The sequence below is a fragment of the Micromonospora sp. NPDC049204 genome, assembly GCF_040647935.1.
In the GTDB taxonomy this organism is placed as follows: Bacteria; Actinomycetota; Actinomycetes; order Mycobacteriales; family Micromonosporaceae; genus Micromonospora.
This window is the reverse complement of sequence record NZ_JBEZDC010000004.1, coordinates 143,810-157,643: the sequence shown is the minus strand read 5'-3', so window position 1 is coordinate 157,643 and position 13,834 is coordinate 143,810. Positions and strand designations below refer to the sequence as shown.

The 13,834-nt window shown below is 70.8% G+C and carries 12 protein-coding genes; 6 read left to right on the top strand and 6 right to left on the bottom strand.

Annotated features, from left to right (window positions below):
• Positions 1 to 38: 38 nt before the first annotated feature.
• The gene (gene ppdK, locus AB0A90_RS09865; protein WP_357244588.1) at positions 39 to 2,774 is read right to left on the bottom strand and encodes a pyruvate, phosphate dikinase; all 2,736 of its coding nucleotides are present in this window, start codon (positions 2,772 to 2,774) and stop codon (positions 39 to 41) included.
• A gap of 365 nt (positions 2,775 to 3,139) precedes the next feature.
• Here ppdK and AB0A90_RS09860 point away from each other — a divergent pair, with 365 nt between their 5' ends.
• Together AB0A90_RS09860 and AB0A90_RS09855 are read left to right on the top strand one after the other, a co-directional pair.
• A complete protein-coding gene (locus tag AB0A90_RS09860; protein WP_357245179.1) occupies positions 3,140 to 4,816 on the top strand; it encodes a beta-N-acetylhexosaminidase in 1,677 nt (558 codons plus the stop codon).
• 862 nt (positions 4,817 to 5,678) lie between these two features.
• Positions 5,679 to 6,341, top strand: coding sequence for a C39 family peptidase (locus AB0A90_RS09855; RefSeq protein ID WP_357244586.1), 663 nt, complete (start codon positions 5,679 to 5,681; stop codon positions 6,339 to 6,341).
• 211 nt (positions 6,342 to 6,552) lie between these two features.
• Here AB0A90_RS09855 and dusB read toward each other — a convergent pair whose 3' ends face one another.
• The 5 genes from dusB to AB0A90_RS09830 form a co-directional block, all read right to left on the bottom strand.
• Positions 6,553 to 7,725, bottom strand: coding sequence for a tRNA dihydrouridine synthase DusB (gene dusB / locus AB0A90_RS09850; protein WP_357244583.1), 1,173 nt, complete (start codon positions 7,723 to 7,725; stop codon positions 6,553 to 6,555).
• A gap of 71 nt (positions 7,726 to 7,796) precedes the next feature.
• Positions 7,797 to 8,390 carry a hypothetical protein gene (locus AB0A90_RS09845; protein WP_357244580.1) on the bottom strand — a complete coding sequence of 198 codons (594 nt, stop codon included), beginning with the start codon at positions 8,388 to 8,390 and terminating at the stop codon, positions 7,797 to 7,799.
• A gap of 163 nt (positions 8,391 to 8,553) precedes the next feature.
• On the bottom strand, positions 8,554 to 9,933 hold the full coding sequence (locus AB0A90_RS09840) for a glycine--tRNA ligase (protein WP_357244577.1): 1,380 nt from the start codon (positions 9,931 to 9,933) through the stop codon (positions 8,554 to 8,556).
• 114 nt (positions 9,934 to 10,047) lie between these two features.
• On the bottom strand, positions 10,048 to 10,527 hold the full coding sequence (locus AB0A90_RS09835; protein WP_357244574.1) for a hypothetical protein: 480 nt from the start codon (positions 10,525 to 10,527) through the stop codon (positions 10,048 to 10,050).
• 24 nt (positions 10,528 to 10,551) lie between these two features.
• Positions 10,552 to 10,893, bottom strand: coding sequence for an antibiotic biosynthesis monooxygenase (locus AB0A90_RS09830; protein ID WP_110566725.1), 342 nt, complete (start codon positions 10,891 to 10,893; stop codon positions 10,552 to 10,554).
• 29 nt (positions 10,894 to 10,922) lie between these two features.
• Between AB0A90_RS09830 and AB0A90_RS09825 the strand changes: the two genes are divergently transcribed.
• The 4 genes from AB0A90_RS09825 to AB0A90_RS09810 are packed head-to-tail and all read left to right on the top strand — an operon-like array spanning position 10,923 to position 13,809.
• Entirely contained in the window at positions 10,923 to 11,180 is a 258-nt protein-coding gene (locus tag AB0A90_RS09825) for a hypothetical protein (RefSeq protein ID WP_110566727.1), read from the top strand.
• 53 nt (positions 11,181 to 11,233) lie between these two features.
• On the top strand, positions 11,234 to 12,175 hold the full coding sequence (locus AB0A90_RS09820; RefSeq protein ID WP_357244570.1) for a metal ABC transporter substrate-binding protein: 942 nt from the start codon (positions 11,234 to 11,236) through the stop codon (positions 12,173 to 12,175).
• Complete coding sequence (locus AB0A90_RS09815; RefSeq protein ID WP_357244566.1) at positions 12,172 to 12,933, top strand: metal ABC transporter ATP-binding protein; 762 nt, start codon at positions 12,172 to 12,174, stop codon at positions 12,931 to 12,933. Before AB0A90_RS09820 ends, AB0A90_RS09815 begins: the two co-directional genes overlap by 4 nt.
• Before the next feature lie 3 nt (positions 12,934 to 12,936).
• Entirely contained in the window at positions 12,937 to 13,809 is an 873-nt protein-coding gene (locus AB0A90_RS09810) for a metal ABC transporter permease (RefSeq protein ID WP_357244562.1), read from the top strand.
• The last annotated feature ends 25 nt before the right edge of the window (positions 13,810 to 13,834 follow it).

Sequence of the window (13,834 nt, the reverse complement as noted above, 5' to 3'; positions counted from 1 at the left end):
GCGGCGGACCGGGTGACCCGGTCCGCCGCCGGCCCGCGTCAACGACTGTCCGACCCGCCGGTCTCCACCACGGCCCGACCGGCCTCCAGCCGGGCCACCGGCACCCGGAACGGCGAGCAGGACACGTAGTCCAGGCCGACCTCGTGGAAGAAGTGCACCGAGTCCGGGTCGCCGCCGTGCTCGCCGCACACGCCCAACTTCAGGCCCGGACGGGCGGCCCGCCCCTCCTCGGCGGCGATCCGCACCAGCCGGCCGACGCCGTCGCGGTCGATCGACTCGAACGGCGAGATGCCGAAGATGCCCAGCTCGAGGTAGCGCCAGAAGAACGCGCCCTCGACGTCGTCCCGGGAGAAACCCCAGCCCATCTGGGTCAGGTCGTTGGTGCCGAAGGAGAAGAACTCGGCGGCCTCGGCGATCTGCCCGGCGGTCAACGCGGCCCGGGGCACCTCGATCATCGTGCCGATCAGCACCTCGACCCCGCTGTCCCCGACCACCTCGGCGATGATCTTCTCGGCCTCGGCGCGGACCGTCTCCAACTCCTGCACGGCCCCGACCAGCGGCACCATGATCTCCGGCTTCGCCGTCCCGCCGCCGCGAGCGCAGCTGACGGCCGCCTCGGCGATGGCCCGGACCTGCATCGCGAACAGGCCGGGGATGACCAGACCGAGGCGGACGCCCCGCAGCCCGAGCATCGGGTTCTCCTCGTGCATCCGCCGGACGGCGGCGAGCAGCGCCTCCTCCTTGGCGACGTCCTCGCCGCGCTCCTGGGCGACCGCCACGTTGACGGCGAGCTGCTCCAGCGGCGGCAGGAACTCGTGCAGCGGCGGATCGATCAGCCGGACGGTCACCGGCAGGCCGTCCATCTCGCGGAAGATCTCCTCGAAGTCGGCCCGCTGCAACGGCAGCAGCGCCGCCAGCGCCGCCTCCCGCTCACCCGGGGCACGAGCCAGGATCAGCCGCTCGACCAACTCCCGCCGGTCGCCGAGGAACATGTGCTCGGTGCGGCACAGCCCGATGCCCTCGGCACCGAAGCGCCGGGCCCGGGCCGCGTCCGCGCCGGTGTCGGCGTTCGTGCGGACCGCCAGCCGCCGCTTCCCGTCGGCGTGCGTCATGATCCGGTGTACGGCCCGCACCAGCGCGTTGTCGATGTGCTCCGGGTCGAGGCTGCCCTCGAAGTACTGCACCACCTCCGACGGCATGACCGGCACCTCGCCGAGGTAGACCTTGCCGGTGGTGCCGTCGATGGACACGACGTCACCCTCGTCAACGGTCTGCCCGGCCACGGTGAACCGCTTCGCCGGCACGTTCACGTCGATCTCGTCGGCACCGGAGACGCAGGTCTTGCCCATGCCCCGGGCCACCACGGCGGCGTGGCTGGTCTTGCCGCCGCGCGAGGTGAGGATGCCCTGCGCGGCGATCATGCCGTTCAGGTCGTCCGGGTTGGTCTCCCGGCGGACCAGGATCACCGACCTCCCCTCGGCCGCCAGCTCGACGGCCCGCGCGGAGGTGAAGACCACGGTGCCGGACGCCGCGCCGGGTGACGCGCCGATGCCCGTGGCGACTGCCTCGAACTCGTGGTCGAGTTGGAAGCGCGGGAACATGAGCTGGGCGAGCTGTGCGCCGTTGACCCGGTGCAACGCCTCGTCCAGGTCGATCAGGCCCTCGTCGACGAGCTGCCCGGCGATGACGAACGCGGCGGCGGCGGTGCGCTTGCCGACCCGGGTCTGCAACATCCACAGCTTGCCGCGCTCGATGGTGAACTCGATGTCGCACAGGTCCTTGTAGTGCTCCTCCAGCCGGGCCATGATGCCGAGCAGCTCCTCGTAGGAGGACCTGTCGAGCTGCGCCAACTCCTGCAACGGCACCGTGTTGCGGATGCCGGCGACCACGTCCTCGCCCTGGGCGTTGGCCAGGTAGTCGCCGTAGATGCCCTGCGCGCCACTGGCCGGGTCACGGGTGAACGCGACACCGGTGCCGGAATCGGGACCCAGGTTGCCGAACACCATGGTCACCACGTTGACCGCGGTGCCGAGGTCGGCCGGGATGCGCTCCTGGCGACGGTAGAGCACCGCGCGCTCGGCGTTCCACGACTCGAAGACCGCCCGGATCGCGAGGTCGAGCTGCTCACGCGGCTGCTGCGGGAACTCCCGACCGGTGTGCTTCACAAAGATCTTCTTGTACGCGTCGACCAGCCCGCGCAGGTCGTCCGCGTCCAGGTCGAGGTCGTTCTGCGTACCCTTGGCGCTCTTGATCTCGTCGAGCGCGTGCTCGAACTCCTCGCCCGGCACCTCGCAGACGGTCTTGCCGAACATCTGGATCAGGCGGCGGTAGGAGTCCCAGGCGAACCTGTCGTTGCCGCCGGAGGCGGCCTGATCGCCCGCGCCGCCGGCCTGTCGTGCGAGTCCTTCCACGCTCTGGTCGTTGAGGCCGACGTTGAGGACGGTCTCCATCATGCCGGGCATGGAGAACTTGGCGCCGGAGCGGACGGACACCAGCAGCGGATCCTGCGGGTCGCCGAGGCGCTTGCCCATCGCGCGCTCCAGCGATTCCAGGTGCGCCTCGATCTGATCGGCGAGCCCGTCCGGCTCCTGTCCCGTCGCGAGGTACGCCTGGCAGGCCTCGGTGGTGATGGTGAAGCCGGGGGGAACGGGCAGGCCGAGGTTTGTCATCTCGGCGAGGTTCGCCCCCTTGCCGCCGAGCAGGTCCTTGAGGTCCTTGTTGCCTTCGGAGAAGTCGTAGACGTACTTGTGATCGACGGTTCCTTGCGCTGCCACCAAAGCCTCCACACACGCGCCGGATGGACACTTAACGAAGGTTCAGTTTTTTCCTACCCCGGGACGGACCGCCGGCAATCCCGGGGTCGACGCCGATCGGTGGGCGAAGGTTAAGCGAACATCGGGCGACCTGGGACCGTTCGGTGACAATTGGCACAGCCATCACGACTATCCGTGTTCGTACCGGTTTTTGGGAACGCTTCCATGCGCACCATCACGCATCCCGGCCGAGCGTCGTACGCTTGACGACACGCCAGCCGGTGAACCTCACTTTTGCCATAACCGACGCGAATACACCCCCCGGAGTCGCCGCCGTGTCGACCACCCCCTCCCCCGGCCCCACCGCCGCCCCCGCCACCGGCGAGGTGCCGCTGCCGACGCGGGAACCGGACCCGGCCACGCTGGCCCAGGCCGCCGAACGGGCGGCGGGCGACCTGCTCACCCCGTCGGCCCCGCATCGGCTGGCCGACGTCGTCCCCGCCCCCGCGCAGGTCCAGCCGGATCCGACCGAGGACTGGGTGCTCCCGGCCGAAGCGGTCATCGTGGTCAGCGCCGACCCCGCCGCGCTGGCCGTCGCCACGCAACTCGCCGAGCTGCTCCGCCCAGCCACCGGCTACCCGCTGCCGGTCGTCCACGCCCGTCCACTGCCGGCCACCGACGCCGTCACGCCTGCGCCGCCGTCCACCGACGCGCCGGAGCGGGTCGACGGCATCGCGCTGGTGTTGGACGCGACCGTCGACCTCGGTGCGGAGGGCTACCGGCTCGACATCGCCCGCGACGGGGTACGCCTCACCGCCGGCACCGCCAGCGGCCTGTTCTACGGCGTGCAGACCCTGCGCCACCTGCTGCCACCGGCCATCGAAAGCCCGACCCCGGTCACCGCACGGTGGGCGCTGCCCGGCGGGACCATCACCGACACCCCCCGCTTCCCGTACCGGGGCGCGATGCTCGACGTCGCACGGCACTTCTTCACCGTCGAGGACGTCCTGCGCGTGGTGGACCACCTGGCCCGCTACAAGCTCAACCACCTGCATCTGCACCTCACCGACGACCAGGGTTGGCGGATCGCCGTCGACTCCTGGCCGAGGCTGACCTCCGTGGGCGGGACGACCGAGGTCGGTGGCGGCCCCGGGGGGCACTACACGAAGGCGGACTACCGGCGGATCGTCTCCTACGCCGCCGCCCGCCACATCACCGTCGTCCCGGAGATCGACCTCCCCGGGCACACCAACTCGGCGCTTGTCGCGTACCCGGAGCTGGCACCAGACAAGATCGCGCCTCCTCCGTACACCGGCACCGAGGTCGGTTTCAGCTACGTCGACCCGGCCGACGAACGGACGTACGACTTCGTCGCCGACGTGCTGGGCGAGGTGGCCGCACTCACCCCCGGCCCGTTGCTGCACATCGGCGGCGACGAGGCGTTCAAGGTCAAGGGCGAGGTCTACACCGGTTTCGTCGAGCGGGTCCAGCGCATCGTGGCCGACCTCGGCAAGACGGTCGTCGGCTGGCACCAGCTCGCACCGGCCGCCCACCTCGACGGGCGGGTCCTCCAGTGGTGGGGCACGAACGCCGACGACCCCACCACGGCCGACGCGGTCCGTCGGGGCGCCCGACTCATCGTCTCCCCCGGCAACCACGCCTACCTGGACATGAAGTACGCCCCGGACACCCCGATCGGCCACGACTGGGCCGGCCTGATCGACGTGCGCAAGGCGTACGACTGGGATCCGGGCACACACGTCGCCGAGGTGCCCGCCACCGCCGTTCTCGGGGTGGAAGCCCCGCTCTGGACCGAGTCGGTCACCTCGCTGGCCGACATCGAGTTCCTGCTCCTGCCCCGACTCCCCGCCATCGCCGAGCTGGGTTGGTCACCCCGGGCCACCCACGACTGGGCCGACTTCCGTGACCGGCTGGCCGGTCAGGGTCCGCGCTGGGCGGCCGCCGGGATCACCTTCCACCGCGCACCCGAGGTCCCCTGGCCGAGCACCCCGACCATCCCCACTCAGCGCACCGTGCCAGAGACCGACCCCGCCACGTCCTGATCCTCGACTCAGCCGCCGCCTACATCCGGTCCGCGCTGACCATCCCCGCTGCCCGATACCGGCCGTCGCGCCTTGCCCGATACCGGGCCGTCCGCCTCACCCCGTACCCGCCGTCGCGCCCAGCGTGATCGTGCTCGATCCTGGATGTAGTGGTCTCGTCACGTCGGGAGGGGCCTGTTTCCTGGTTCCAGCACGATCTTGTGCTGGAACCGCGCTGTCCTCCGGTGCTGCGTACCGTCGATCTGGCCGCCGCCGCGCTGCCCCGACGGGCGCCTCGACCTCGGTGCCCTTCGGGCCGGCGAGGTGCTGGCCGGGCCAATCCGCGCGACGCTCTGCCTCCGAGTCGACCCCGTCCGGGCGCAGAACGGCGTGGACCGACATGACACTCGACTTTCATGATGTCGGGCCATCCCCGACACTCGGATACCGCGATTTCTGTGAACCCGAGTCGATCACGCCGCCTCGTCCGCCGTGTCCGTTCGCCGGCTGGGCTGGTTGTCCGGTTTCGCGGTCAGTGTCGGGTTGTCGGGGCTACCTCCGGGGCGGAATCGGCCGCCGGCCCGGGTCGTTATACCTGGCAGACCCCGAGGTGGCCGGCCACCGAGAGCGTCGAGTCCCAGTGCGCAGGGCCCGGTGGGAACATCCGGCAGGCCGCCCCGGTTACATCCCCCGCACGGCCGAGCACCACCACCGGCCAACCCCCGGGCAGGCGGAATGACCCGCCACCGCGAACGGTTACACCCTGTCCCGACGCCGACCCCCTCTGGCGGGTCGCCGGGCACGGATCCCCCTCGCACTTCCCGCACGATCACCCACCCCCGGGTGTGGTGTGGGCACCCCCGATGCAGAGGAGCACGCCATCATGCGTACCGATCTGATCCGTAAGACCGCCCTGACCGCCGCCGGCCTCGCCTTCACCGGCGGCGCCATCGCCGGACCCGTCACCACCGCGTTCGCCGCGCCGAGCACCGACAAGCCCACCACCCAGACCCAGAACGACCGTAAGGGTCACGGTGAGCGCGAACTGGGCGTGCGCTACGAGGCGCAGCCGAACTTCTACTACTGCGGCCCCGCCGCCACCCGCAACGCCCTGAGTGTGCAGGGCAAGAACATCAACGTCGATGACATGGCCAAGGAAATGGGCACCACCGAGGCCGGCACCAACAGCATCAACGACATCACCCCGGTCCTGAACAAGGAAACCGGCAAGAACGACGCCTACCACAGCGTGGAGATCAGCAGCCCCGACGCCGACGCCGCACAGACCGACCGGCTACGCACCGACATCGTCACGACCGTCGACGACGGCCGGGCCGTGGTCGCGAACATCGCCGGCACCAGCACCGACACCGACGGTGTCACCCACTCCTACGAGGGCGGGCACTACATCAGCGTCGTCGGCTACCGCGACAACGGCACCACCGTCAAGATCGCCGACTCCGCCGACCCGAACACCGCCTCCTACTGGATCACCGTCGAGCACCTCGCCGACTGGATCGCCACCCGCGGCTACGCCACCAGCTGACCCACACACCACCACCGCCTACACCGAAGGGCCGGACCCCACCACGGGGACCGGCCCTTTCGGCCTGATCCGCGAGCCCGGCCCGAAGCGCGCCCCACCCCGCGCCAGGTCGCCCGGTTCCTCACCCAAGCACCGCGTGGAATGAGCAGATCTTGGACACTTTCCGTTAGCCGCTAACGGAAAGTGTCCAAGATCTGTGCGGCCGGGGCGCTCAGCCTCCGGAGTCGTCCATTTCGGCGCCCTCGGGGACGGCGTCGTCGTCCCGACTGGCCAGCCAACCATCCGGCAGGAAGACCTTGCCCGGCGAGTTGGTGCGCCCACGGGGCTGGCCCAGGGCGGTCACCGGGAACGGCTCCGTCGGGTCGAGTTTGCCGAGCAGGTCGTCGAGCTGAGCCAGGCTTTCGATCATCGCCAGTGAGCGGCGGAGTTCGCCGCCGACCGGGAAGCCCTTGAGGTACCAGGCGACGTGCTTACGGAAATCGGCGCAGCCGTCCCGTTCGCCCCGGGTCGGGTTGCGGGCGGCGGCCACGAACTGGTCGACCAGCAGCTCGGCGTGCCGACGCATGGTCACCGACACCTCCCCGAGGGTCGGCAGTCGCCGCTCCGGCCGGCCGTTGAAGGCGGCCTCCAGGTCGGCGAACAGCCATGGGCGCCCCAGGCAGCCACGCCCGACGACCACGCCGTCGACCCCGGTGTGCGCGACCATCCGCAGCGCGTCGTCGGCCTCCCAGATGTCGCCGTTGCCGAGCACCGGCACGTCGAGGGCCTGCTTCAACGTGGCGATCGCGTCCCAGTCGGCGGTGCCCGAGTAGCGCTGCGCGGCCGTCCGCCCGTGCAGGGCCACCGCGGCCACGCCGGCCTCCTGGGCGGCCAGCCCGGCTTCGACGTACGTCAGGTGGTCGTCGTCGATGCCCTTGCGCATCTTGACGGTGACCGGCACCCCGGCCGGTGCCGCGGCGTCCACCGCGGCCCGCACCAGCCGGGCGAAGAGCCGGCGCCGCCACGGCAGCGCCGCGCCGCCACCACGCCGGGTGACCTTGGGTACGGGGCAGCCGAAGTTGAGGTCGATGTGGTCGGCCAGGTCGCGTTCCACGATGATCCGGACCGCGGCGGCGGTGATCTCCGGATCGGTGCCGTAGAGCTGGAGGCTGCGCGGCTTCTCGTCGTCGCCGAACGCGATCATGTGCAGGGTCTTCGGGTTCCGCTCGACAAGCGCCCGCGTGGTGATCATCTCGCAGACGTAGATGCCGCCGCCCTGCTCCCGGCAGAGCCGGCGGAAGCCGACGTTGGTGATCCCGGCCATCGGCGCCAGCACCACCGGCGGCCACACCTGGTAGCCACCGAGGGTTAACGGGCGTCCGGGCGCCACCGCGACATCACTCACCCCGCAAGTATACGGAGGGGTTCCTCCCCCTTTACCTGCCGCAGGGCGGCGCCCGGGTCGACCGACCGGGCCTACCGGGGCAGCCGTCGAGCGGTGCTGAACCCCGTCCCGCTCCGCCCCGTACAGGTCTGGAGCACGAGGTCGTATCTGCTCACCCAGTCCGGCATCGTGCCGCCCTTACGCGGCTGCCACCGGTGCCCGACCACCTGGTAGGTGCCCGCGCACGGCCCCGAGTCGACCCGCACCACCCTCCCGGCCGGAAGGTCGTTGAGCCACGCCCAACCCATGGTGTCGTGCCCCGCCAGGAGGCACGTCGGGGAGGTCGTCCACGTCACCAGCGCCCCGCTGTCGATCTTGGCCTGCGAGTGGATCGCCGTCACGGGGGCGAGACGTGTCACGGGGGCGTGCGGGGAGGCACGCCGCGCGGGACCGCCGCGGGACGGGGCCGGCTGCTCGATCCTCCACTGGGCGGCCTCGATCATCTCGGGGACCGGCGACACGGTGGCCGTGGGGACCGCACCAGCCGACCCGCGCGACGTCGAGGTCAGGTGCGGCGGCGGGGCCTGGGCGGCACCGTGGTGGGCCGTCGAGCCCGAGAGCGCCGGCAGTCCCACGACGATCGACGCCGCAGCGGTCACGCGGAGGACGGACAGTCGGTTCGCCATGTCATCCCACCTTCTCCCGATCGAGACCCAAGATATCGAAAGATGGCATTGAACTAATTTCATCGGCCCGCGACTCGCCGACGGTTCGTTTCGGGTCCCGCCCCTGGTCAGGCGCCAGAAAGCCCCTCCCCGACCGTGGTCGGGGAGGGGCTTTCGGAGGACGTCAGCAGCCGGGGAGGCGCTCGATCAGGTAGCGCTCGACCTGGTCCAGCGAGACCCGCTCCTGGGCCATGGTGTCCCGGTTGCGCACCGTCACGGCGTTGTCGTCAAGCGTGTCGAAGTCGACGGTCACGCAGAACGGGGTGCCGATCTCGTCCTGCCGGCGGTAGCGGCGGCCGATCGCCTGCGAGTCGTCGAACTCGACCACCCAGCGCTTGCGCAGCAGCGCGGCGAGGTCCTTCGCCTTGGGCGACAGCGCCTCGTTGCGCGACAGCGGCAGCACCGCCACCTTCACCGGCGCCAGCCGTGGGTCAAAACGCATCACCGTGCGCTTGTCCACGCCGCCCTTGGTGTTGGGGGCCTCGTCCTCGTCGTACGCCTCGAGCAGGAAGGCGAGCACCGCGCGGGTCAGACCCGCGGCCGGCTCGATGACGTACGGCATCCAGCGCTCACTCTTGGTCTGGTCGAAGTACGACAGGTCGACGCCGGAGTGCTTGCTGTGCGTGGAGAGGTCGAAGTCGGTGCGGTTGGCGACACCCTCCAGCTCGGCGAACTCGGTGCCGCCGAACTGGAAGCGGTACTCGATGTCCACCGTCCGCTTCGAGTAGTGCGAGAGCTTCTCGGCGGGGTGCTCGAAGAGACGCAGATTGTCCGCCGACAGGCCGAGGTCGAGGTACCAGTTCCAGCGCTCCTGGAGCCAGTACTCGTGCCACTGCTCGTCGGTGCCCGGCTCGACGAAGAACTCCATCTCCATCTGCTCGAACTCACGGGTCCGGAAGATGAAGTTGCCCGGGGTGATCTCGTTGCGGAACGACTTACCGGTCTGGGCGATGCCGAACGGCGGCTTCTTACGGGCGACCGTCTCGACGTTCTTGTAGTTGACGAAGATGCCCTGCGCGGTCTCCGGGCGCAGGTAGTGCAGACCCTCGTCGCTCTCCACCGGACCCAGGTAGGTCTTCATCAGGCCGTTGAACATCTTCGGCTCGGTGAAGGTGCCCTTGTTGCCGCAGTTGGGGCAGTTCAGCTCGGCGAGTGAGGTCAGCGGCTTGCCGTGCTTCTCCGCGTACGCCTCCTCCAGGTGGTCCGCCCGGAACCGCTTGTGGCAGAACTGGCACTCGGTGAGCGGGTCGACGAACTCGGCGATGTGGCCGGACGCCTCCCACACCTTGCGGGCCAGGATCACGGCGGAGTCGAGGCCGACCACGTCGTCCCGCTGCTGGACCATGGTCTTCCACCACTGCCGGCGGACGTTCTCCTTGAGCTCCACGCCGAGCGGGCCGTAGTCCCACGCCGATCGGGTGCCTCCGTAGATCTCACTGGAGGGGAAGACGAAGCCTCGGCGCTTGGCGAGGCTGACGACGGCGTCGATACGGTCGGCTGGCATGTTTCCTCCTACGCCGGCTGGCGGTCGGCGGGGGCGAGATGTGGATGGATCGGTCGGTTCGGGACAACGGTACGACCACCGTCGCCCTGAGCCCAGCAGAATACCGGTGGCGGGTCAGCTGACCCCGCAGACCTCCACGCCGCCGGTCTGCCCGTCCCGGCCGAGGCTGACCTGCTGCTGCTCCCGGTCGCCGCCGGAGAGGCTCACGTCCACCGGCACGGTCAGGTTGATGGTGTCGACCTGACCGAGCCGGAACGCGGTGACCTGCGGTTCGGCGGCGGCTCGCCGTTCGAACTCGGGCCGGGACTCGCGCCGCTGCGCGTCGTCGCAGAGCTGCTCGTACGCCCGCCCGTAGTCCCGCTCGACAAGCGCCTGGTAGTAGGCGCCGGTCACGGTGCGGGCCTGTTCCCCGATCGCCTGCACGCCGGTGACGGCCAGGCCGATGACGGCGCTGCCACCCCCGCCACAGCAGAGCACCACGGCGAGCGCGCCGACGCCGAGGCCGATCCAGAGCCGAGTCCGACGGCCCTCGGTGGGCGGCGCGGCGAACGGCGGAGCCACCCCGGGACCGGGTGGCGGGGCGGGTGCGGTCATAGGAGCAGCGTAGTGTCCGGCGGCTCAGCGGTAAGGACCCGCAGCCCGATCACTCTCGGCGACGACAACTGCCCCGCCGGGGGCGGCGGTGGCCAGCGCCTCGTACGCGGAGGGCTCGTCGACCGACTCGGCGAGCAGCGGCACGGCGCTGACCTTGACCTCGAAGGCGCCCAGTGCCCGGCGGTAGGTGCCGACCGACTCCCATTCGGTGACCAGCGACCAGTACCGGGGGTCGTCGAGCGCCCGGACCAGTTGACCGCGCAGGTAGCCGGGGCGGGCGGCCAGTGCGGTGAGGGCGGCGTGCGCCCGTTCGGTGAAGTCGTCGGCGACATCGACGTCGACCACGAACCGGTTGGTCACCAGCAACGGGTGTCCCTCCTCGTAGAGTCTGTGGGATGCAGCGTACGCAGCGCCCTCTGTTGGCCCGGTTGGCCGGGGCCAACCCGACGTCGGTGTTCCTGCTCACCCTGGTGGTGGTGCTGGTGGCGTTCTTCACGCCCGGGGTGATCGGCGGGCTGCTGACCCTCGCGCTCGCCGCTGTCCTGATCGCCCTGTTGGCGACGACCTGGGCGGTTCAGGCGCCGCAGACCCGGCTGCTTCGGCTGGTGATGCTCACCCTGCTGGTGACGGTGGGCCTCGCGAAGCTGCTCTGACATGAACCATGCGTTTTTGACAATCATTATCGTTGCCACGGACAGTTGACGACATGAGCAACCGCACCACGTCCCGTGTCCTGGCCGCCGCGACCGCCCTCCTCGCCCTGGGCGCCGGGGCCGGCTGCTCCACCGGAGGCGCTGACGCCGACCCCCAACGGGTCGACGTGGTGGCCGCGTTCTACCCCCTCCAGTTCATCGCGGAGCGCGTCGGTGGCGACGCGGTCCGGGTGACCAACCTGGCCAAGCCGGGCGCCGAACCGCACGACCTGGAACTCAACCCCAGCCAGGTCGGTCAGGTCAGCGAGGCTGAGCTGATCGTCTACCTGAAGGGTTTCCAGCCGGCGGTGGACGATGCCGTCGCGCAGAACGGTGGCGACCGGGCGTTCGACGTGACAAGCGTGCAGCCGCTGCTGGACGCGACCGCCGGCGGTCACGACCACGAGGGCGAGGAGGGGCACACCGAGGACAGCGGCGGCAAGGACCCGCACGTCTGGCTCGACCCGACCCGGCTGGCCGGCATCGGTGACCAGCTCGCCCAGCGGCTCGGCAAGGCCGACGCGGACCACGCCGCCGACTACACCGCCCGCGCGGCGGCGCTGCGCGCCGACCTGACGGCCCTGGACGGCGAGTTCCGGCAGGGCCTGGCCACCTGCCAACGGCGGGAGATCGTGACCAGCCACGCCGCGTTCGGCTACCTCGCCGACCGCTACCAGCTCGACCAGGTCGGCATCACCGGGCTGAGCCCCGACGTCGAGCCCTCGCCGCAGCGGCTGGCGCACGTGATCGAGGAGGCGAAGGAGCACCAGGCCACCACGATCTTCTTCGAGACCCTGGTCAGCCCGAAGGTCGCCGAGACCATCGCCGGTCAGGTCGGCGCGAAGACCGCCGTGTTGGACCCGATCGAAGGGCTCGCCGCCGGCAGCGACGGGGACTACCTTTCGGTGATGCGCACCAACCTGCGGACCCTGCAGACGGCCTTGGGCTGCTCGTGACCACACCTGTCATCACCGTCGAGCACGGGGTGGTCGGCTACGACGGCCGCCCCGTGCTCCGGGACATCTCCCTCACCGTCACCGCCGGTGAGGTGGTCGCCGTGCTCGGGGCCAACGGCTCCGGCAAGTCCACCCTGATCCGCGCCGTGCTCGGGCTGGTGCCGGTCAGCGCCGGCTCGGTCACCCTCTTCGAGAGGCCGTTGCGCCGGTTCCGGCAGTGGGAGCGGATCGGGTACGTTCCGCAGCGCCTGGGCGCCGGTGGTGGCGTACCGGCCACCGTCCGTGAGGTGGTGGCCTCCGGGCGGCTGGCCCGCCGGGGGGTGCTCCGCCCGCCGGGTCGAGCCGACCGCGCCGCCGTCGACGCCGCGCTGCTCGCGGTCGGGCTCGCCGACCGGGCCGGCGACCCGGTGGCCACGCTCTCCGGCGGCCAGCAGCAGCGCACCCTGATCGCCCGCGCGCTGGCCGGCCAGCCGGAGCTGCTGGTCCTCGACGAGCCCACCGCGGGGGTGGACGCGACCAGCCAGGAGGCATTCGCCAGCGCGCTGCGCGACTTCGTCTCCGACGGCGGGACGGTGCTGCTCGTCGCTCACGAGTTGGGCCCACTGCGACCGGTGATCAGCCGGGCTGTCGTCGTCCACGAGGGTCGCATCGCCCACGACGGCGCGGTGCCGGACCCGGCCGGCCACCACGCGGAGCCCGACCACGACCACGTGCACCCGCACTGCTACGACGAGCCCGCCGGGCTGTGGAGCAACTGACCCATGGGACTCTTCCAGTACTCCTACATGCAACATGCCCTGATCGGCGCGCTGGTGATCGGCCTGGCCGCGCCGGCGCTCGGCATCTACCTGGTGCAGCGCCGACTGGCCTTGATCGGTGACGGTGTCGGGCACGTCGCGCTGACCGGCGTCGGGGCCGGACTGCTGCTCAACCGCTCGCCGGTGCTGGTCGCCGTGCTGGTCGCCACCGCGGGCGCGATCGCCATCGAGGTGGTCCGGGCTCGGGGGCGTACCTCCGGCGATTTGGCCCTGGCCCTGCTCTTCTATGGCGGCATCGCGGGCGGCGTACTGCTGGTGGGTCTCTCCGACGCAACCAGCGCGAACCTCAACGCCTACCTGTTCGGGTCACTGATCACCACCTCCCTCGCCGATGTGATCACCATCGCGGTGCTCGGCGCGGCGATCCTGGTCACGATGATCGCGCTGCGTCCGGCGCTCTTCGCGGTCAGCCACGACGAGGAGTACGCCCGGGTCTCCGGCCTGCCGGTACGCACGCTGAACCTGCTGATCGCGGTCGCCACCGCGGTCACCGTGACCATCGCGATGCGGGCCGTCGGGGTGCTGCTGATCAGCGCGCTGATGGTGGTGCCGGTCGCCACCGCCCAGCAGGTCACCAGGGGTTTCCGCAGCACCATGACGGCCGCGATGGCACTCGGGCTCTTCGCCGCCGGCTCCGGTGTCTGGGTGGCGGCCACGGCGGACACCGCGCCGGGTGCCTCGGTGGTGCTGGTGGCGATCGCCTCCTTCCTGGTGGTCGCCGTCGCCGGTGGGGTCTGGCGGACACTGCGCCGACGGTCGACGCCGACCCCCGCGCCAACAGCGGAACCCCACGAGGTCGTACTGGGCCGATCCTGATCCGCGAGCCGTCGGTGGTAATGGG

Bases quoted from the DNA above. Each gene is read 5' to 3' on its own strand.
- AB0A90_RS09855 (WP_357244586.1), top strand. From the start codon at position 5,679: ATGCGTACCGATCTGATCCGTAAGACCGCCCTGACCGCCGCCGGCCTC.
- AB0A90_RS09845 (WP_357244580.1), bottom strand. From the start codon at position 8,390: ATGGCGAACCGACTGTCCGTCCTCCGCGTGACCGCTGCGGCGTCGATC.
- AB0A90_RS09840 (WP_357244577.1), bottom strand. From the start codon at position 9,933: ATGCCAGCCGACCGTATCGACGCCGTCGTCAGCCTCGCCAAGCGCCGA.
- AB0A90_RS09835 (WP_357244574.1), bottom strand. From the start codon at position 10,527: ATGACCGCACCCGCCCCGCCACCCGGTCCCGGGGTGGCTCCGCCGTTC.
- AB0A90_RS09825 (WP_110566727.1), top strand. From the start codon at position 10,923: ATGCAGCGTACGCAGCGCCCTCTGTTGGCCCGGTTGGCCGGGGCCAAC.
- AB0A90_RS09820 (WP_357244570.1), top strand. From the start codon at position 11,234: ATGAGCAACCGCACCACGTCCCGTGTCCTGGCCGCCGCGACCGCCCTC.
- AB0A90_RS09810 (WP_357244562.1), top strand. From the start codon at position 12,937: ATGGGACTCTTCCAGTACTCCTACATGCAACATGCCCTGATCGGCGCG.